At 31.1% G+C, this 20944-nt stretch carries 20 protein-coding genes; 13 read left to right on the top strand and 7 right to left on the bottom strand.

Translation table 11 applies throughout. From position 1 onward, the window contains the following. Window positions 1–34: 34 nt before the first annotated feature. Window positions 35–2317 (bottom strand): Xaa-Pro dipeptidyl-peptidase, encoded by a 2283-nt coding sequence (locus tag BG261_RS03320; RefSeq protein ID WP_070791768.1) that lies wholly within the window; start codon window positions 2315–2317, stop codon window positions 35–37. A gap of 154 nt (window positions 2318–2471) precedes the next feature. Here BG261_RS03320 and gla point away from each other — a divergent pair, with 154 nt between their 5' ends. The 8 genes from gla (at window position 2472) to BG261_RS03280 (ending at window position 11307) form a co-directional block, all read left to right on the top strand. Next, window positions 2472–3356: an aquaglyceroporin Gla gene (gene gla / locus BG261_RS03315; RefSeq protein WP_070791767.1), complete on the top strand. Its 885-nt coding sequence runs from the start codon at window positions 2472–2474 to the stop codon at window positions 3354–3356. A gap of 130 nt (window positions 3357–3486) precedes the next feature. Then, window positions 3487–4404 (top strand): helix-turn-helix domain-containing protein, encoded by a 918-nt coding sequence (locus BG261_RS03310; RefSeq protein WP_070791766.1) that lies wholly within the window; start codon window positions 3487–3489, stop codon window positions 4402–4404. Further along, the gene (locus BG261_RS03305) at window positions 4388–5308 is read left to right on the top strand and encodes a helix-turn-helix domain-containing protein (protein WP_070791765.1); all 921 of its coding nucleotides are present in this window, start codon (window positions 4388–4390) and stop codon (window positions 5306–5308) included. Before BG261_RS03310 ends, BG261_RS03305 begins: the two co-directional genes overlap by 17 nt. Further along, window positions 5292–6182 carry a helix-turn-helix domain-containing protein gene (locus BG261_RS03300; protein ID WP_070791764.1) on the top strand — a complete coding sequence of 297 codons (891 nt, stop codon included), beginning with the start codon at window positions 5292–5294 and terminating at the stop codon, window positions 6180–6182. The genes BG261_RS03305 and BG261_RS03300 overlap by 17 nt, the downstream gene beginning before the upstream one ends. A gap of 112 nt (window positions 6183–6294) precedes the next feature. Continuing rightward, entirely contained in the window at window positions 6295–7875 is a 1581-nt protein-coding gene (locus BG261_RS03295; RefSeq protein WP_070791763.1) for an ATP-binding cassette domain-containing protein, read from the top strand. A 126-nt stretch (window positions 7876–8001) separates the two neighbouring features. Then, window positions 8002–9582: an ABC transporter ATP-binding protein gene (locus BG261_RS03290; RefSeq protein ID WP_070791762.1), complete on the top strand. Its 1581-nt coding sequence runs from the start codon at window positions 8002–8004 to the stop codon at window positions 9580–9582. Window positions 9583–9605: 23 nt separating this feature from the next. Beyond that, complete coding sequence (locus BG261_RS03285; RefSeq protein WP_070791761.1) at window positions 9606–10469, top strand: aminoglycoside 6-adenylyltransferase; 864 nt, start codon at window positions 9606–9608, stop codon at window positions 10467–10469. Beyond that, window positions 10453–11307 carry a helix-turn-helix domain-containing protein gene (locus tag BG261_RS03280; RefSeq protein ID WP_070791760.1) on the top strand — a complete coding sequence of 285 codons (855 nt, stop codon included), beginning with the start codon at window positions 10453–10455 and terminating at the stop codon, window positions 11305–11307. Before BG261_RS03285 ends, BG261_RS03280 begins: the two co-directional genes overlap by 17 nt. 52 nt (window positions 11308–11359) lie before the next feature. On the opposite strand, the gene BG261_RS03275 is transcribed toward BG261_RS03280, so the two are convergent. After that, complete coding sequence (locus BG261_RS03275; protein ID WP_070791759.1) at window positions 11360–12034, bottom strand: CPBP family intramembrane glutamic endopeptidase; 675 nt, start codon at window positions 12032–12034, stop codon at window positions 11360–11362. Between the two features lie 125 nt (window positions 12035–12159). Further along, the gene (locus BG261_RS03270) at window positions 12160–13053 is read right to left on the bottom strand and encodes a sulfite exporter TauE/SafE family protein (RefSeq protein ID WP_070791758.1); all 894 of its coding nucleotides are present in this window, start codon (window positions 13051–13053) and stop codon (window positions 12160–12162) included. Between the two features lie 211 nt (window positions 13054–13264). Here BG261_RS03270 and BG261_RS03265 point away from each other — a divergent pair, with 211 nt between their 5' ends. The 3 genes from BG261_RS03265 to BG261_RS03255 all read left to right on the top strand — a co-directional run bounded on the left by BG261_RS03265 (window position 13265) and on the right by BG261_RS03255 (window position 16442). Then, window positions 13265–14074 carry a CppA N-terminal domain-containing protein gene (locus BG261_RS03265; RefSeq protein WP_070791757.1) on the top strand — a complete coding sequence of 270 codons (810 nt, stop codon included), beginning with the start codon at window positions 13265–13267 and terminating at the stop codon, window positions 14072–14074. Window position 14075: 1 nt separating this feature from the next. Beyond that, window positions 14076–15020 (top strand): serine hydrolase domain-containing protein, encoded by a 945-nt coding sequence (locus BG261_RS03260; protein ID WP_070791756.1) that lies wholly within the window; start codon window positions 14076–14078, stop codon window positions 15018–15020. A 102-nt stretch (window positions 15021–15122) separates the two neighbouring features. Beyond that, the gene (locus BG261_RS03255; protein WP_070791755.1) at window positions 15123–16442 is read left to right on the top strand and encodes an APC family permease; all 1320 of its coding nucleotides are present in this window, start codon (window positions 15123–15125) and stop codon (window positions 16440–16442) included. 77 nt (window positions 16443–16519) lie between these two features. On the opposite strand, the gene BG261_RS03250 is transcribed toward BG261_RS03255, so the two are convergent. The 4 genes from BG261_RS03250 to BG261_RS03235 all read right to left on the bottom strand — a co-directional run bounded on the left by BG261_RS03250 (window position 16520) and on the right by BG261_RS03235 (window position 18956). Then, window positions 16520–17611 (bottom strand): hypothetical protein, encoded by a 1092-nt coding sequence (locus BG261_RS03250; protein WP_070791754.1) that lies wholly within the window; start codon window positions 17609–17611, stop codon window positions 16520–16522. After that, on the bottom strand, window positions 17601–18122 hold the full coding sequence (locus BG261_RS03245; RefSeq protein ID WP_070791753.1) for an RNA polymerase sigma factor: 522 nt from the start codon (window positions 18120–18122) through the stop codon (window positions 17601–17603). Before BG261_RS03245 ends, BG261_RS03250 begins: the two co-directional genes overlap by 11 nt. Window positions 18123–18254: 132 nt before the next feature. Further along, window positions 18255–18533, bottom strand: coding sequence for a hypothetical protein (locus tag BG261_RS03240; protein ID WP_070791752.1), 279 nt, complete (start codon window positions 18531–18533; stop codon window positions 18255–18257). An 18-nt stretch (window positions 18534–18551) separates the two neighbouring features. Then, window positions 18552–18956 carry an HIT family protein gene (locus tag BG261_RS03235; RefSeq protein WP_070791751.1) on the bottom strand — a complete coding sequence of 135 codons (405 nt, stop codon included), beginning with the start codon at window positions 18954–18956 and terminating at the stop codon, window positions 18552–18554. Window positions 18957–19138: 182 nt separating this feature from the next. On the opposite strand from BG261_RS03235, the gene BG261_RS03230 reads away from it, so the two are divergent. Both BG261_RS03230 and BG261_RS03225 read left to right on the top strand, forming a co-directional pair. After that, window positions 19139–19876, top strand: coding sequence for an ABC transporter ATP-binding protein (locus BG261_RS03230; RefSeq protein WP_070791750.1), 738 nt, complete (start codon window positions 19139–19141; stop codon window positions 19874–19876). After that, window positions 19869–20906, top strand: a complete 1038-nt coding sequence (locus BG261_RS03225; protein WP_070791749.1) for an ABC transporter permease — start codon at window positions 19869–19871, stop codon at window positions 20904–20906. Before BG261_RS03230 ends, BG261_RS03225 begins: the two co-directional genes overlap by 8 nt. Window positions 20907–20944: the final 38 nt, after the last annotated feature.

The raw sequence follows: 20944 nt of genomic DNA, 5'->3' as shown, positions 1-20944 counted from the left end.
ACCACCCACACTAGAAATTATAGAGCCATCTTTTTCATCTATGTGGCAATGTGATTGTTGATTGACTTAAATCTATTTCATAGGTTACAGATCTATTATCTCTGACTGTAAGTTCAAAATCAGTGCTATATATAATAACTCTTAGACTATCACCTTTTTTCAGTTGGTAAATTGTTGGTTGGAGATCAAGCTTTACATCCATCCATGTGTCTGCTGGTATTTCATCGACTTGAAGAAGACCATTACGGTTTTGAAGATTTAACAAGGCTTTTGACACTAATTTATAAGGGGAATCAGCAAGTTTCAATTCTTTTAAGTCGTCGAATTGGAAATTATGACCTAAATCAATTTCTTTTGGTTCAAGCATAGTTGCTAAAGTATTGAGACGTTTTTTGTCACCATATTCAAGAACTTGTGCTGAAAGTAATCCCTTACTGTCATTTAGTTTCACTTTCAAATTAAGCTGAATTTGACCATTAATTAAAATATCATCATCAATCTTGATATCAATTACAGAAGCATTAGCCTTATCTGTATAGAGGTCAGTAATAAATGTACGGTAGTTTTTACTATAGCTATCGTATTTTTCTTGCTCGTATTGATTTTCAAAGCTTGAAATTTCACTGCCAAGCTTAAAGCTAGTTGCATCCTTTTCGCCAAATCTATCAAGTGATTTGAAAGACTGTTCAACATTATTTTCCTGCCATACAACTTCAGGCAATTCAAGATTGAGCTTACGGCCTAAAAGTTTTGCTGTGAAATAAGTATTAATTGTTTCGGAAAAGTCTAGGCTTTGCCAGTTATTAATGTAGATGTGTTCTCCGTGATGGAGGAAGGCGTGCTTAGTGACATTTTCAGGAAGGTCTTTTAAGTATTCAAAGGCATGGATTGGTTTAACATTCCAATCTTGTAAGCCGTGAACAGCGATAATATCTGCCTTAACTTTATTGATATGTGGTCTGTAGTTTCTATCGTGCCAATATTGATTATAATCACCAGTGGTACGGTCGCTATCAGAGGTCATTTGAGTAAGTTCTTTTTGATAAAAGTCATTGTTTTTGAGATAATCTGCAGCATCAAGATTTTTTGAATATGTTAGTGCAGCAAGTACATCTAAGTCTTCACCAGGATAGCCACCAGGGCTTGAAATTGCTCCATTTTCACGGTAGTAGTCATACCAAGAAGTTATTCCAGCTTCGGCAACGATAACTTCTAAACCGTCAACACCAGTAGTTGCTGCACCGTATGCTAGAGTACCAAGATAAGACTTGCCTGTCATAGCTACTTTACCGTTTGACCAATTAGCTACAACTCGAGAAGTACGTTTGCGGTCGGTAAAGGCTTTAGCACGTCCGTTTAACCAATCTATTACTGCAGTTACACTTGCTACCTGTTGGTAGTCTCCTGATGTCATAAATCCATCAGAACCACGTGTACCAACACCTGCAACATAGATAGAAGCAAATCCTCGAGCAAGCATATAATCATTTAAAGTATAAGTCCAACCATGGCTGAACTTTTCAGTTTCGTCAGATTCAGGAATAAGAATAGCTTTCTCAGGTAATTTCGGAAACTCTGAAGTTTCGTCAGTAACTTTAATTTCATGACTTTCTTTTTTACTCAATTCAACGTTCATATCATGGAGTTGATCATCATTTGCCTTAATATTAATTCCTAAATGATAAGGGCTAGCTGTCATAACGGAAGGAAGCTTACCATCAAATTTTGGACGAATAATCTGAACTTTGATTAAGTCATATTCCATATTATTATCTGTATCAACTGGACTCTCTACATAGACAACTTCTCTGATTAAGTTTCTTGTATCGAAAGTAGCAAGACTCTTATCATTGAAGAAGTGGTAGTTATTATCCATAGGTAATAAATTTTCTGATACTAACTTTTCAATTAGGATAACTCCTGATTTAGTACGAGTTACCAGTAGAAGATATATTGCTTGCCAGACATTGTCTTTATTCACTGAAGAATCTTCTTCAAAAATTGGAAGATTTACTTCCTTAATAAATTTCAACGCATCATTAATTTGGAAATCAAAGTGAGCTGTAAACCCTAAAAGTTGTAGAGCAAGTATGTAAAAAATATCCCAAGTTAAATCTTCATCACTTTGAATAAACTCAAAATAATCAAGTGAGTCTGTTGCTTGAAGAGTTGATAAATCGAAGGGAATCTTTACGAGAAAATCATTTAATATTTCTTTTTCTGTTAAATTTTTATCTACTGAAAATCCAAGATTTTTAAGTTCACCAAGTTGCTCTGATTTTTCTTTTTTTACGATCGAAAATTGGTTAAATTTCATTCTTTTACCTTTCTGGATGCATTATTAGTAAAATTATATCATACATCAGAAACTTTCTACTAACTTAAGCGTTTTCATCTTCTGGAAGTTCTTTACAAAAGACTTTTAACTTGTTAGAATTACTTGAATTGATAATTTTTGGAGGTTTTTTTTAATGGATGTAACATGGACAGTCAAGTACATTACGGAATTCTTGGGTACGGCTTTACTTATTATTTTAGGTAATGGTGCGGTAGCTAACGTCGACCTTAAAGGTACTAAAGGTTTTGCCTCAGGTTGGATGACAATCGCATGGGGTTATGGTATGGGTGTAATGATCCCAGCACTTATGTTTGGTAACGTTTCTGGTAACCACATCAACCCAGCTTTCACTCTTGGTCTTGCGGTTTCAGGATTATTCCCATGGGCACATGTAGCTCAATATATTATTGCACAAGTTTTAGGAGCAATGTTCGGACAACTAGTTTTAGTTTCTGTATATCGTCCTTATTACTTGAAAACAGAAAATCCAAACCACGTTTTGGGTACTTTCTCAACAATTGATAATATCGATAACGGAACAGTTGAAGCTCGTCGTGGAGCAACAATCAATGGTTTCCTTAACGAGTTTGTAGGTTCATTTGTTTTATTCTTTGCTGCTGTTTCAATCACAAGCAACTTCTTTGGTGCTGAGATTGTTAAATCAGTTGGTAAATTATTAACTAGCCAAGGACAAAACCTTGCTACAATGACTACTGACCAACAAATTCAAGCAGGTATCACATCAATCGTTGGTGCTAGCTCTGCTTCAAAAGCAGTAGCTCACGTAGCACTTGGTTTCCTAGTTATGGCTCTAGTAGCTGCACTTGGAGGACCTACTGGTCCAGGTCTTAACCCAGCGCGTGACTTCGGTCCTCGTTTGGTTCACTTCCTATTACCAAAATCAGTATTAGGTGAAGCTAAAGGCGATAGCAAATGGTGGTATGCATGGGTTCCAGTTGTGGCACCAATCTTAGCATCAGTAGCAGCGGTAGCTTTATTCAAGCTTCTATACGCTTAATATTAAATCAACCAACCTTTGGGTTGGTTTTTTTTAATGGAAAAATAATTTTCAATATATTCTGATTAATATTAACTATCAGTCATTAAACATTTGTGATAAAATTATGAAAAGACATTGGAGATTTATTATGAAAATGACAAATGAAGAGATAGGCTCTTTTTTCAGAGATATTAGGAAAGTACGTAAGTTAACCTTAAATGATATTGCATCGGACAATATTACCGTTGCTCAATTATCAAAATTTGAGCGTGGTGAAACTGTTCTTTCTTTTGATCGTCTATTTCATATTATTGATGCTTTACATTTAACAATTGAGGAATTTTCCTATGCTATTAATGGTTATGAAAATGATGAATTGACCCAATACGGACTTCAGATATCTGAAGCATATGACCAAAGAGATATCAGTCGGTTACAAAAAATGTTTGACGAGTATCGTAATTTAGAAAATCTTACTAGTGATGATAGAATCAAAAAAATATTTGTATCAACTGCTCTTTACAAATTAAATAAATATTCAAAAGAAACTTTTCAAATTGAAGCTGATAATATTCGTTTTGTTGCAGATTATTTAATGTCTATTGATGAGTGGACTATGTATGATATGGTTCTTTTTAGTGAGATTATGTGGATGATGAACATTGAAACGGTTAAAACATTAGCAAAGGAACTTATATATCGTGATTCTTTTTATTCTGGCATTTTAAATAATAAGCAATTTAGTGTAGTTATTTTGATAAATATATACTGTAGAATGATTTTAGAGTTTGATAGACAGAGTTGTAGGTTTTTTAAAAATAGGATTTCTGAAATGCTCAGTGATTACTCTGGACTTGTAGAAGAAAAAATATATTTTGATTTTGCTAGAGCTTTTGAAGATTATACATTCAATAACTCCCAAGATGGTCTTTATAAAATGGAAAATATTATAGACTATACAAGTAAGTTAGAGTTATTTAAAATTTCTTCACACCTTAAATCACAGTATGATGGTTTGTTAGCACAATTACAGGAGAAAACGATAAGATATGAAAATGACAAATGAAGAACTAGGTTTATTTTTTAGGGAAATAAGAAAAGCTCGCAAGCTGACATTAAATGATGTAGCCTCTGATACTGTAACAGCTGCTCAACTATCTAAGTTTGAACGTGGAGAAAGTGCTTTATCATTTGACAGACTCTTTTCTGTAATTAATGCCTTAAATATGAGTATTGAAGAATTTGCATATGCAATGAATGGTTACGAATTAAATGACTTTCAGACTTTCATAAGTAAGTTAAATGATGCTCAAGGAAGAAAAAATGATAATTACTTATTACAATTAAGAGAAAAATATTCATCAATTGAAACTCCAACAACTGACGAGAGAATGAAAAAAATTTTAATTGACACATATCTAAGAAATTTAAACCGTTTTATCGGAAGCGAATATAAAGTTTCTAAGGAAGATGCGGATTTTGTAGCAGATTATTTGATGTCGGTGGATATATGGACTAACTATGAAGTATTACTACTTAATCAAATTATGTATTTCATTAATATAGAGACAATAAATACCTTGGCCAAAGATATGATTTTCCGTGATACATACTATCAAGATATACATGAGAATAAAGAAGCTATCTTCAGTTGTCTATGCAATATATATTGTTTGATGATTCTCAATAAGGATAATAGCTATCATTTTTATAGGAAAAAAATAGAAGAAATCTTATCTAGTTCATCAGAATCGGAGTTTATATCTTGTAAGATATTCTTTGATTTTGCAACTTGTATGGAAGATTATATTATTAATCAATCACTTCAAGCACTGGAGGAAATGGAAAAAATAATTTCGGGTGTAAAAATATTAAAACTTAATGGGACTTCATCTCACTTACAATTTGAATATGATTTGATTTTAAAAAAATATCCTTTAAAGGAGCAGATCAATGAAGATGACGAATGAAGAACTTGGGATTTTTTTCAGGGAAATACGGAAAGCTCGAGGGTTGACTTTAAAGGATGTAGCAAGTGAACAAGTCACAGTTTCACAGCTTTCAAGATTTGAGCGTGGAGAGACAGTATTATCATTTGAGAAATTATTTGCAACGATTGAAGCTATGAATATGGGAATTGAAGAATTTACTTCAGCAATGAATGGATATTCAAGAAATAATAATCAAAACTTTAGACGTAAAATTTCAATTGCCTACAATGAAAAAAATATATTTGCCTTAGAAAATATGCTCAAGGAATATGAAAACAAGGATCTGACAACATATCAGAGACTTCAATATATAATTGTTCAAGCGAATTTGATTCAAGTTGCAAGATATAGGGAGAAGTACCTTGCTCTAACAAATGAAGATATACTTTTTGCTACTGATTATTTAATGGCAATAGATGAGTGGACAATATTTGAAGTGGAATTGTTTAGAGATTTAACATTTTTTATTAAAAATGAGAGTCTATTCACACTAGCAAATGAGATGATAGCAAGGACAACATTTTATATAGAGAATAGTAAACATAGAGAATCTGTGGTGACTAGTCTAATGTTTATTTATATTAGATTTATTAATGAAAAAGATAAAAAGAAATGTCTTTTTTTCCGGAAAAAAATTGAGTCTTTACTCACTAAAGATATGGTGAGTTATAGAATAAATATGAAAATGCTGAATTTATTTTATGATTATCATATTAATAATGAGAAAGCTGCTCTATTTGAAATGAATGAAGTAATAAGGTCTCTTAATATTATTGGTCTTGATGATTTATCATTAGGGTTCCAAAGAGAGTTTGAATTTTTTTTGAAGTATCTTGAAGACAAAAATTCTTAAATTTGAGAAAATATTTTAATAAATAATCTGGAATTATCATATATGGTAATTTCTTTTTTTAACATATTTTTCATATATACTTAGCCCATAAAAAGAAAAGAAGGGTATAGATATGAAAAAATATTTTTTGAAGCATAAGATACTGAACTTTATACTAATAATTCTAACTACTATTACAGTAGGAGCACAGACTATAAATAGTATGCTCTTAATACCATTAATGCAAGCAATGACAGACAAGAATGTCAATCAGTTTTTAAGGATTTTACTTATTTTTGTGGTTATCTTTGTTGTACTAGTTTTAGCTAATTATTTTCAGACTGTCGTACAAACTATAGTGACGCAAAAGCAGGTAAATGATATCAGAGAAGATATATTGACCAGTGTTTCTAATATGAATTATGAAGAATTTCATTCGAGAAAATCTTCCGATTATGTTTCTTGGATTACAAATGATATGAGTATGGTTGAGACTGAAGGATTTGCTAATTTTTATAACATTATAACGTGTATAATTACTGTTATTTTAACTGCTCTTGCATTGTTTAAGCTAAATAATACTATCTTGATAGTAGCAATTGTACTTGGACTCCTCATGACTACTGCACCAAGAATATTTGACGACGAGATGAGAAGAGCTGTTAAAAATATATCTCAAAAGAATGAAAAATTTACTTTCATTTCAAATAATTATTTAACTGGATTTGATTTACTTTTTCACAATGAAAGAACTAAGCTTTTAATAGAGAAAATAAAAATTTCCTTCACGGATCTAAAACAGGCAAAAGTTAAACAGTCTAAGGTACAAGCTAGCATGATAGTTGTAATACTGCTCTTAAATGTTATCGCTCAATGTTCAATGCTTGGCTTAACAGGTTATTATATAATTCAAGGTAAGTTACCTATTGGAGCCATTATGGTATCAGTTAATCTATCAGGTGTTTTATTCAATACTATCCAAACCATGGTGGGAGCATACTCACGCGCAAAAGCTAATGGTAATATCCTTGATAAGTATCCAGTTGTCGAAAGAGATGATTTAGGCATTTCAAAAGACTTTGATAATATCATAAGTTCCAAAAATCTGACTTTCAAATACAACGACAAATCAACTATTACTTACCCATCATTTACTTTTTCTAAAGGCAAAAAATACGCACTAATAGGATCAAGTGGATCAGGGAAATCTACACTTTTTAAACTTCTGATAGGAGATTTAAGAAAGTACCAAGGAAATTTAAACTTTGATAATGATTCATATAGTGAGTTAAATGTTTCAAGTTTACACAATAATATTTCAATAGTAGATCAAACCAGTCATATATTTTCTGACACGGTGAGAAATAATTTAACTTTGGGATTAGAATTTACTCATCAAGAAATTAAAGAAGCCACAGATAAAGCTCAAATCACAGATTACATTGAGAGTCTAGAAAACGGATATGAAACCATTCTTAAAGACACAAGTGATTTATCTGGCGGTCAAGCTCAAAGACTATCACTAGCAAGGGCATTACTTTTTAATCGTAATATTTTCTTAATAGACGAAGGTACAAGTAGTTTAGATAAGGAGATTGCAAGGAAGGTTGAAGATACTATTCTTAAGACGAAAGATAAGACGGTTATCATGATTACTCATCATCTGCGTGAGGAAAGTAAGAAAGATTTTGATGAGATTATTGAACTTTCTTAGTTAAAAATCACGATATTCAATAAAAATAGTAAGAAATTAAAGGAAAATTATTAAATATGATAATTTTCCTTTTTAGTTAATTTTGTAGTCTATACTATGTCTATCAAGCGATGATAGGAGAAAGACATGAAAAAATATTTTCTAAAACACAAAGGACTGAACTTATTGCTAATAGTACTTTTGGTGATTCAAACAGGTATAGATACAATTACCAGTTTATTATTAATACCTATGATGAATTTTCTATCTAATCATAAGCAAGGAGACTTTATCAAGATTGTAATTCTTATGGGAGTTTTGTTTATTGTTATGATTATTGTTGGAAATCTCGCTCAGGTATTGCAGGCCGACATTACACAAAAGCAAGTCAATGATATCAGGGAAGATATATTGACTAATGTTTCTAACATGGACTACGAGCAATTTCATTCGCATAAATCGGAAGAGTATGTTTCATGGCTTACAAATGATATGGCTATGGTCGAGGCAGAAGGATTTAAAAATTACTATAGTATTATTGAAAATATAGTTGCTATAATCCTTACAGTTGCTGCCTTGACACAGCTTAATTGGACGATTACGATTACTGCAATTATCTTGGGTATAATCATGGCGGTAGCTCCAAGTATTTTTGATAAGAAAATGAGAAAGGCTGTAGAAAATATTTCTGAAAAAAATGAGTCATTTACTTCAATTTCTAATAACTACCTAACTGGTTTTGACTTATTATTTCATAATGAAAGGACTGTAATTTTAATTGAAAAAATTAAAAACAAGTATGAGGAATTGAAAGATTCAAAAGTTAAACAAGCCAAGGTTCAAGCAGCAATGATGGTTCTGATTTTATTCCTTAATATCATAGCTCAAATGACGATTATTGGAATGACTGGTTACTACATTTTAGCAGGCTCATTGACTGTTGGGGCAATTATGACTGGTGGAAACCTTTCAAGCTCTCTTTACAATAGTATCCAAGTAATGGTCGGAGCATATTCACGCGCAAAAGCTAATGGTAATATTCTTGATAAATATCCGGTCGTTGAAAGAGATGATTCAGGTATATCTAAAGACTTTGATAATCTTATAAGCTCCAATAATCTGGCTTACAAATACAATGATAAATCAACTATTACCTACCCATCATTTACTTTTTCTAAAGGCAAAAAATACGCACTAATAGGATCAAGTGGATCAGGAAAGACTACGCTCTTGAAACTTTTGATAGGAGATTTAAGAAAGTACCAAGGAAATTTGAATTTTGATAATGATTCATATAGTGAGTTAAATGTTTCAAGTCTACACAATAATATTTCAATAGTAGATCAATCTAATCATATATTTTCTGACACGGTGAGAAATAATTTAACACTGGGATTAGAGTTTACTGATCAAGAAATTAGTGAAGCCACAGATAGAGCTCAAATTACAGATTACATTGAAAGTCTAGAAGATGGTTATGATACAATTCTTAAAGATACAGGAGATTTATCCGGTGGACAAGCTCAAAGACTATCACTAGCAAGGGCATTACTTTTTAATCGTGATATTTTCTTAATTGATGAAGGTACAAGTAGTTTGGACAAAGAAAATGCAAGGAAGGTTGAAGATACAATTCTTAAGATGAAAGATAAAACTGTTATCATGATTACCCACCATTTACGGGAAGAAAGCAAAAAGGATTTTGACCAGATTGTTGAGTTGAGGTAAAATAGTTTTAAAGGAGCAATCAAATGACTTTTTTTGAAAAGATAGAGGATTACTATAAGGAAGCGACAGATATTGAACTTGTGGCCATGAATGGTTCGCGGGTGAATCCAGAAGTCACACCAGATAAATTTCAAGATTATGATTTAGTTTTTTTTACAAATGATGTAGAAAAGTATCGTGATAATCCTTCTTTTCTTGAACGCTTTGGAAAAATAATGATTATGACTGAACCCGATGGTGAGGGACAAGCTGGTATTCTTAAGTATCCCAATAAAGAGGGATATACATACTTAGTTCAATACGAAGATGGTAATCGTTTAGACTTACAAATAATGGATATGTCTTTACTCAAAAATTATCTTATAGAAGATAGCCTAACTAAAATTATTTTGGATAAAAAAGGATTAATTGATTCAGAAATTATTCCCAATTCTCGCGATTATTATCTTATGAAACCAAGTCAGGTTGAAGTTGAAAATTCTGTTAAAGAATTTTACTGGCAATTTAATAATGTATTAAAGGCGAATCTGAGGGGACAATTTCTTTATAGTCAAGAGATATTAAATCTTGTTAGAGACGAGTTGATCTTGCTTATATCTTGGAATATTGGCTTTGAATATGGTTTTGAAAGGAATCTTGGCAAGGCAAATAATAAAATTTTAGATTTTATTGATATGGAAGATGCGAGATTGCTTAAGGAGTCATATAATACCAGTAGCAAGCAAAAAATATTTTCAGCATTGAGAACATTGAAAAACTTAGAAATTAAGTATTTAAAAGAGCTTGATAAGTTAAGTATTTATACAATGGATAATTTGCTTAATTTGAGTGATGTTCCAGTGAAATATTTACAATCCATGGGAGTGACTGATGAGATTATCAAATGAGGAAATTGGTGAGTTTTTTAGAGATGTCAGAAAAGCACGTAGTTTAAAACTTAAGGACTTAGCAAATAAGCAAGTAACTCTTGCGCAACTCTCTAAGTTTGAACGTGGTGAGACAGTTTTATCCTTTGATCGGCTTTTATCTGTGATTGATCGTCTAAATATGACCTTTGAAGAATTTTCTTATATGGCAAATGCTTATCAGCAGCCAACTTTTCACGAATTTTATGACAAGGCAATTAAGGCAGCTCAATTCCAAAATGTAAATGCTCTACAAAATATGTTAGATATTGAACTCGCAAAAAATAATCCAAACTTTACTGATAAGATTAATCAAATCTATATACGAAATTTTCAAGGAAAATTATCAGATGACGATAAAAAATTTGTAATTAATTATTTGATGGCAGTAGATAATTGGACTTTCTATGAGTTGTTGCTTTTTAACGATACACTCTCAAAATTAAAAATTGACGCAGTAGATACTTTAGCTAAAGAAATGATTTCACGCACTAATTTTTATAAAGATATATATCAGAATAAGAAACTTTTTCTAACAATTTTAATAAATGTTTATCGCTTTATGATTAAACATGATGAAAGGGTTAAAGCCCTCTTTTATCAAAGGGTAGTTGAAGAAAATATATCAGAAGGATTTACAATTGAAAAAATAGTTTTTGATTTTATCAAACAAATATTTTTGTTTAGTTTTGCTGATACTCAAACAAAAAAAGAAGAATTAAAATTAAAAATGCAAGAGATCGTTACTACTTATGAAAAATTAGATTTTCCAGCCATTTCAAAAAGATTAAGAGAAGAATTAAATGAATTGGAAATATAATATACTTCATAGATGTACTAAAAAACCAAATCAGAATCGATTTGGTATTTTTCTATCCTAGCATGGACATAGTAGCAAATGTTACCATGCAATTCCATAGCGCATGAACTGACATGTTAACATATATATTTCGATGTTTGTAATAAGGTATTGTAAGAGCAGCAGACATCGCTAAGTATGGAATGAGACTTAGCAAATCACTCGAACCATGGATATGCAGTAATGCAAATATTAGCATAGACACAATAACTGCAGTTTTAGGATGTTTTGGCAATAGAAGTTCGAAAATACCAGCACGAAATACTAGTTCTTCGAAAAAACCTGCTGAGATAGTTGCCAGTGCAAAAGCATAGAAAGGAACTTTAGACATTAGTTCATTAAGAGTTGTCTGATTTGCAGTATCCGTACTTCCTAGAAATTGTGAAATAATTCCAGATGCTGCTGAAGCAATAAATAGGATAATAAATCCTTGAGCAATCTTGCCTAGCTTAAAGTAATAAATATTTATTTTAGGTATTATCTGCAAATATATAGCATAATAGTAAGTTGCTATTATTGTAATCAGAAGTCCGATTATAAATATAATGTTGGATATTGGTGGACTTGTAAATTTTGGTACTAGTGTCAAAAGAACCATTGGAACTTGACTTAAAATAAAAAGTCCAATCCAATTTGCTTTCCATATAACAATCTTAAGAAAGTTTATAATTTTTTTTAGTATATTCATGCTTGTATTTTAGCAGAGTAAATTAAATTTGTATATAAAAAAAAGCCGTATCTGGCATTTAGTTTTAGTATTTACTATCTTGAATTTAAGTTATACATTTTCATATAACTTTATTTTGAAAAGCTTTATTGAATTTTCTTTTTGAAGGAGCTATGTATCAAAGAAATTCCAGTATAAATTACGATTACAATTGTTATTTTTTTGAGTAATTCAATATCAATTCCAGTTACCACCTTAGCTGCGATAAATACTCCTACAATTCCACCAAGAATCATTCCAAGAAGTCCGTTCCATTCAACACGATCCCGTCTTATGAATTCTTGCGAGCTAGTAACCATGACCATTGCGGCATCAAGCATCATTACAGGTAATGCTATCAAAGGGTTTACTCCAGCAAGTGAAAAGAATACAAGTTCAGGTGCATAATTTCCAAGCCCCATGGTCATTAGGATTCCTAAGGTAAAGTTGAAGATGATTCCAGCGATTAGCCATGCACCATGAAGTCCATGAACTTCCATAGAATTACTTGTTCCTGGATCAAATATCATTCTTATAATCATTACGATAGCAGCAATTAAAAGAAGAAATCCTAAAGTTCTTTGGACAAGCTTGGCATTCCAGTTTTTCGTAACTCGTGTTCCGAGGAATGCTCCAAGAATCGCTGAAGATGTCATCAAAATAAGTGTTGGCATCTCAACTTTTACCGCCGTGATGAAAAATAATGCTTCAAATAATACTGGAATTGCATGTGCTACGGTCATAGTTCCAGGCAAGAATTTGTCGTCTTTTATAAATTTAGTTGCTTTGAAAAGAGTAGTTGTTGTAGCAAAAGAGCCAATACCCCATGTATCAAGTAAATCAGTAATAAAACCTATTGAAAAAGCCGTAATGAATTTTTTAGGTGTTCCAACAATATTGATTTTTTTAGCATATACATGTTTGAAAATTGTATATGCTGTAAAAAAGATAGATATAATAACAATGATTTTAATAATATGTAGTAAAAAATTTTCAGTCATAATGGTATTTTATAGATAAATATTCATAAGGTCAATTAATTTTGAATAATTATCAGAAAATAAACTATTTTTAGTCTTTATTTATCACAAGATTGTAAAGAAAATTATACATTAAATCCTTTGACAAAAGAGTAAATTATAAATACAATATAGCTTATAGGTGTACTATCGCCCTTTTTTTATGGCTTAGGCACAATCATAAGGAGATGTGATGAATAAAATCATAAATGATATAAATAATTTTATTCCCACTGTACGTGTAAACAACAGAGATCTTAATATCGACTTTTACCAACAGTTTTTCGGGTTTAAAAATTTATATGAGGAAAATGCTATCGTAATACTTGGTGGTTATGCCAATAAAGAAGAAAGACTTATTTTAGAAGAGTCTCCAAGTATGTGGACGAGGAAAGTTTCTGATGGAGTTAAGAAATTAAATCGTTTGTCATTTAAAGCTAAACAAGATGAAATATTAGAATTAATAAAAAAACATGATGTCTTACAAGGTATAAAATATTATAAAGGTAAGAATGGCTATGCTTTCGAGGCAACTTCTCCAGAAAACGATTTGATTTTAATCCATTCTGAAGATAACCTGTCAAATTTAGAACAATTTGAAGTGAACATTAAAGATTTAGGTGCATCAGATATTAATTTTAGAGGTCTATCAGAATTTAGTGTTAGCGATGTAGATATTAATGTTCCTGATATTGATAAGGCGATGGAATTTTATATTAAAGTATTTGGTATTATGCCGGTAGGAAATACAATTACTTTACCATTTGTTCGTATTAATTTTATTGAATCAAACGGAGCTGACTTACTTGTAGATGCTGCGGACACATGGGATTTAGAAATTTTAGAGTTGAATGTTCCTGAAGATTTTGACTTAAAAGAAGCAAATGAACGTTTTGAAGCATATGGTTATGAAACTTATGTTGATAAACCAGGTAAAATATTAAGTGTTAAAGACAATTCAGGCATTGAAACATGGTTTCAAAGAAGTAAGGTAAAGTCTTAAAATGCAAGAAACAATCAAAAAAATAGAAGAATATATAGCGTCTGGCGTCTTTCCAGGCGCTTCTTTTGCAACTATTGATGGAAATATAACTCATAGATATTTTCTAGGAAATCAACAAGTTAAACCTTTTCAGAAGTTTACGAGACCAAACTTAATTTATGATTTGGCAAGTGTAAGTAAGGTTGTAGGCGTTGGTACCATAATAATTAGGGATTATTTTAGAGGGAATATTGATATTTATAAATCTCTGAAAGATTATTATCCAGCCTTTCATGATGACAAATTGAAAGTGGTTGAATTCTTGACCCATACAACTGGGGTCGATCCGTATATTGAAAATCGTGATAGCCTTAACGCTCAAGAATTAAAGCAAGCAATGAATAATATTAGTATTGCTCCGGATAAAAAATTCAAGTATACCGATGTTAATTTTCTTCTTTTAGGTTTCATGCTTGAAGAAATTTATGGAAAAAATTTAAAGGATATTATTCATGAAGAAGTATTTGTACCTTTTGAAATGAGTGAAACGTCCTATGGACCAGTTGAAAATGCAGTTCTTACTTCCCTAGATATCCCAAGAGGGCAAATTCATGATCCAAAAGCAAGATTACTTGGGGTCCATGCAGGTAGTGCAGGAATATTCTCAAGCCTTGTAGATTTAGAAAAATTTGTCAGAAATTATTTATTTAATGAATCTTATTTTTTAGATAATATTGAAAAGCTGAATGAAAATTTTTCAATGCAGAATAAGGAGAGAAGTCTAGCTTGGGATTTAAGAAATGGATGGTTACTTCATACAGGATATACTGGTACCTTTATACTCATTAATTTAAAAAAGAAAAAAGCGATAATCTTTTTAAGTAATAGAGTTCATTTAAAGGATGAAAGAGCAAAGTGGATAGAAGACCGTGATCTTTTAATTGATATAATGATAAATGAATTATAAAGAAGTGAAAAAATTCATTTTATTTTCATTAATATTTTGATAGAATAATGAAAATAATAGTGTTCTGATCATTATTGACAAAAATTAGGGAGAGATAATTTAATGGATAAAAATGAGCTCAAACGAGAAGTTGGTTTGATGGGTGCTCTGTCTACTGTTGTTGGAACAGTTATTGGGGCTGGTGTATTCTTTAAAATAGCCTCAATGGCTGAACGAACGGGGAGTGCGAATTTAATAATTCTTGCTTGGATATTAGCTGGAACTTTTACAGTTGCTGGTGGACTTACGGTCGCTGAATTGGCTACCATGTTTCCTGAGACTGGTGGAGCAGTAAAGTATCTTGAAAAGGCATATGGTGGGTTAGTCGGTTATCTCTTTGCTTGGATTCAGACTTTGATTTACTACCCAGCCTCAATCGCAGCTTTGGCAATTATATGGGCAACTCAATTTACAAATTTATTTGGAATGAAGCAAGGCGATAATATTATTTTTATTAGCTTAATAATTCTTGTATCAATTATTGCCTTAAATTCGCTAGGAACTAGAGTAGCTAGTTTTAGTCAATCATTATTTACAGTGTTGAAATTGATTCCAATCGCTTTAATTATTATTTTTGGTTTACTTTCAAAAGCAGAAGTTCATTTTTCATTATTTCCATTCACTGCTGGAAAAGACATTAATTTTGTTACTGGGCTTGGAGGAGCAATAGTAGCAAGTATGTTTGCATTTGATGGATGGATTGGTGTAGGAAATATAGCAGGTGAGATGAAGCACCCTGAGCGTGATCTTCCTAAGGCCATAATTGGTGGACTTAGTCTAATAATGTTTATTTATATAGCTATAAGTTTTGTAATGCTTAAATTTATGCCAGTTGAAGCAATTGCTGGAAATAAAAATACGGCAAGTGAAGTGGCTCAAATGATTTTTGGAAATTTTGGGGGCAAACTTGTAACAATTGGAATTTTGATATCTGTATATGGTGCTATGAATGGTTATACCTTTTCTGCTGTACGCGTGCCATACGCCATTGCTCTTGAAGAAAATTTACCAAAATATAAGTTTTTCCAAAAGCTAAATCGATTTTCAAGTCCTTTCAATGCTTCATTGATTATCGGAGTTATGTCATCATTAATGATTTTGACTAAACAATTCGATATGCTAACTGACTTAGTCATTTTTGTTACTTGGGGATTTTCACTTTTATTATTTATTGCAGTCTTTAAGTTCAGAAAGACTATGCCTAATGCTGACAGACCATATAAGGTAATTGGATATCCATTAGTTCCAATAATTGCAATAGTTGGTGCTTTATATATTATGTATAGCTCGTTAACAACAAATTTTATCCTATCAATGATAGGAATAGGAGCAACATTACTTGGAATACCGGCTTACTATTTAACCGTTAAGAATAAAAAATAACCTTGGAAGACATTTAACCTTCCAAGGTTATTTTATGATATATATTTAGATTGAAAATACAAAACTTATATTAAAAATTATTTTACATTACGGATTTTAAAACTTCCTTTTGTTTCTCCCATTTCCCATGTATTGATGTCATTTACTTCCTTAACATCAAATTTATAGATAGAAGATTTATCATAGGAGCTAAAATCAATAGTGATTTCAAAAGATTGTAAATCTCCATTGCTTTCCTCTGTAGATTCAATAATTGGTTTCACTACTTTTTCTCCATTATAAACTTCTACATAGTATGGTTTGGATGTTTCATTTTTTATTGAAAATTTAACTGTAGTTTGTAAGGCATCATTATCTACTGATATATTATTTATATTGCGATCATCAAAAATTTTAACTTTAGACTTATTAATAACTGGTTTATTAGAAATTTTGAAAATCCAATCTCCTTCAAATTTTAAAGCAGTTGGAAGTTCGTAAGGAGGCTCACCGTTTTGAATGTTACTATTTAATATTTCGTAATCACCCCATGAAAGGCTTTTAATGTTAAGAAACAACTTTGCCTCTTCAGCTATTCTATCACTAGTAAATGTTGAGATTACAGATCCATATAAGGTATTTCCTTCTATACGATACGTAGAATATGTGAAATATCCACCTTCTGTCTCTTCGGATTTATTTGTTGAATCAGATAATGTATATTCAATGTCTTGATACTCTTCACGATGTTTGGGATCAAATTCCTTTTGTTTATTTATTAATTCTTTGATTGTATTTAGTTCATCATCTGAAAGTTTAATTTTATAATCGAATGCGTATTTTTTTGGTGTGGATACAAATTTTGTCAAAGTTATTTTTTTTGAATTACTTTCGCTTATGATGTCTTGAGAAGTGTCTATTCCTTTTTCTTCAACCTTAGACACAGCGATATCATTACTAATTCCAAAGATATCCATGAAAGCAGAGGCGATTTCATGATTAAATAATATAAAAATGGATATTATTGCTGCGGTTAAAAGAATAAAAATATATTTTTTATTTGTGTATTTTTTTGATCCTATATTATTTTTAAAAATAGAAATTCTATCTTCGTCTAATTTATCAGCAATATCTTTTGGGACATCATTTTCTTCTTTTAAAAAATTAAGAACATTTTTTTCATCTCTCATAACTATCATCCTCCATTTGTATTTTTAACTTACCTCGGGCTCTGGCAAGTCGAGTCTTCACAGTATTGCTTGAAGTATTGGTTAGATCTGCGATTTCTTTAATAGAAAACCCTGAGTAGTAGTAGAGGACTATTGGGATGCGATATAGCTCAGAAAGTTCGCTAATTTGTTCATACATTTCAATACTATATGATGGTTCAGAGATGTTTTCAAAGCCATTTTTATTGAAATCGATAATTTTTTTATTTTTTCTTAATATATCATTTGCCTTATTTATCATGATTTTAAATATCCATGATTTAAAGGCTGAATTATCCTTTAATTTTTTAATATTTAACCAAGCACTAATTTGGGTGTCTTGGAGACAATCAAGTACGTCATCATTGTTCAATAATATTTTATATGCTGAATTATAAAGAATCTTCTCGTAAGATTTAGTGAGCTCACAAAAAGCATCACCATTTTTCTTTCGAGCTTTTTTCACTAAGTAAATTTCCCGTTTTTTATCCATACTATTCTCCTTACTATATATTAGACGGAAATAAGACCTAGAAAGTTTCATAAAAAGTTTAAAAAAATAAACAACAAAAAATGAATTAAACTTGGTACTTTTAAGTTTAATTCATTTATAGAAAAACTAAGATTATTTTTTACCACCAAATGGTGAATTATCAAATGTTTCTTTCATTCGATTGGTAATTTTTTTCATTTCATCAAGACGTGGATCAACCTGCAGACGGTACTCTTTATATGATCTATCAAGTTGAGTCATAGCGACTTTAACATCTACTAGTTGGTGATCAAGTTTTTTCTTATCGTCACTAATATCGTGTGCACCATCCCATAAATCCTTGATGTTAGTAGCTTGAGCCTTTAAATCTTGCCCAATACCAACGAAATATTTTTTAATACCTTCAAACATAAAATCCTCCTTAATGTCTTAGAAACGGATTTTTTCAGCTAGTTCAGCTAAATCAAATTTGTCCATATTGTTAGTAAATTCAATCTTAAGACCATCAGCAGTATCATAACGAGGAATTAAGTGGACATGAGTGTGGAAAACAGTTTGCCCAGCAATTTCTTCATTATTTTGTAAAATATTCATACCTGTAGCACCAGTCTTTTCCTTTACTGCACGCGCAATAGCAGGAACCTTAGCGAACAAAGTTTTTGCTTGTTCTTCAGTCATTGCAAGAACATTTTTACTATGCTCTTTAGGAACAACTAAAGTATGTCCAGGTGTAGTTTGAGTTATATCTAAAAATGCAAGCACGTCATAGTCTTCATATACTTTGTATGAAGGAATTTCACCAGCAACAATTTTACAGAAAATACAGTCGTTCATAAATTTTCTCCCAGAATTTGTTATAATTATATTATAGCAAAAGCTTAACAATAAGTCTTGTAAAGAAAAAAGAGCTATTCAGTACTGAAAAATTAACAAAAAGATTCTTAAACAATAAATTACAACTTAACCATACATGGCCCAGATTTTCTAGGCATTATAATAATAAAAACGGAGAAACTATGACTTTAGAAGTAAAAAATTTATCTGGTGGATACTTTGGTTCACAAGTTCTAAAAGATGTTAACTTTAATATAGATAATGGACAATTAGTCGGACTAATAGGGTTAAATGGTGCAGGTAAATCAACAACTATACAAGAAATTATCGGACTTCTAACACCATACTCAGGTGAAATTAAAATAAATGATAAAAAAATTACAGATGGTGTAGATTCATATCGCAAGCAAATAGGCTTTATTCCTGAAACACCTTCATTATATGAAGAACTAACTCTTAAAGAACATATTGAAGTAACTGCGATGGCCTATGATATCCCAATGGAACAAGCTTTTGAACGCGCAAATAAACTTTTGGAAACATTTCGCTTAGCAGACAAACTTGACTGGTTTCCGACAAACTTTTCAAAAGGTATGAAACAGAAAGTTATGATTATTTGTGCATTTTTAACTAATCCAAACCTTTACATTATTGATGAACCGTTCTTAGGCTTAGATCCACTAGCAATTCAAGATTTGATTGATTTAATGATTGAAATGAAAACTCAAGGTGCATCAATCCTTATGAGTACTCATATTCTTTCAACAGCTGAAAAATTCTGTGATAAATTCATTGTCTTGCATGATGGAACAGTAGTTGGAGATGGAACAATTGAAGATTTACGAGAAAAATTCAAGATGCCAAATGCCAGTCTTGATGATATTTATATTGCCTTGACGAAAGGTGTTGCCCATGCATAAACTCTTTTCGAAAAGAAGGCAAGATTTTTACAAGCAAAATAGTAAATATCTCCGCTATGTCTTCAATGATCATTTTGTAATACTTCTCTTTTTGATGATGGGTTTTCTAATGGTCCAATATGCACAATTCGTCAGAACTATTCCAGAAAATTGGTTCTGGGGTAAGATTATAGTTGTACTTATTTCCTTAGTGACTCTTATATTTGGAAATCTAGCAACATTTATTGAAGAAGCTGACAAACAATTTCTTTTACCAAAAGAAGAAGAGGTTAAACAACATATCAGATCTTCAGTACAAAAGTCTATGACATTTCCAGTGATTTTATTTTTTGTAACGGCCTTAATTCTTTATCCAATATCAGCAAAATCTTTTATGGCTGGACTCTGGCTACCTATTATCCAGGTAATTATTTTAGCTTCTATAAAATATGTTTTATTAATACAAAAATCTAATTCTTATGTTAAAAATAATTTACTTAACTGGGATAAAGCTATTGATGATGAGAAAAAACGTCAAACCAATATTTTGAAAATTTATAGCCAATTTGTTGATGTTCCAGGGATTAAACCTGTTGTTAAAAGAAGAAAAGTCTTTGATGAGTTATTGAACGTTATTAAAAAAGAACATAGGAATACCTATCTATATCTTTTCGCTCGTCATTTTCTTCGTACAGGAGACTATTTTGGGCTTTATATGAGACTTGGAATCCTGTCAATTATCTTACTATTTGCAGTATCATCACCTATTATTTCATTGGTTGGAGTTTTATTTATAAATTTCATCCTATTATTTCAATTAATACCCATCAAGAAGTCATATGACTATCAAGTATTAAATAGGATTTATCCAATTTCAAAAGAAGAGAAGAGTACAAGTCTTAAGCAATTACTGATGGTCTCGATGACTCTTTTAGCACTTGTGCAAACAATAGTTGCCCTCTTTACATTTGAAAAAATAATCTTTGTTCCTTTAATTTTAATTGGAACACTTGCTGTATTGTTGTTTTACACAAGTCGCAAGGTTGACTGAAAGATCCTAAAACGGTACAATAATAGGAACTAGGTTGA

Source organism: Floricoccus tropicus, assembly GCF_001832905.1.
In the GTDB taxonomy this organism is placed as follows: Bacteria; Bacillota; Bacilli; order Lactobacillales; family Streptococcaceae; genus Floricoccus; species Floricoccus tropicus.
Note: the sequence above shows the minus strand (reverse complement) of the source record. Positions and strands in the feature narration are given on the sequence as shown.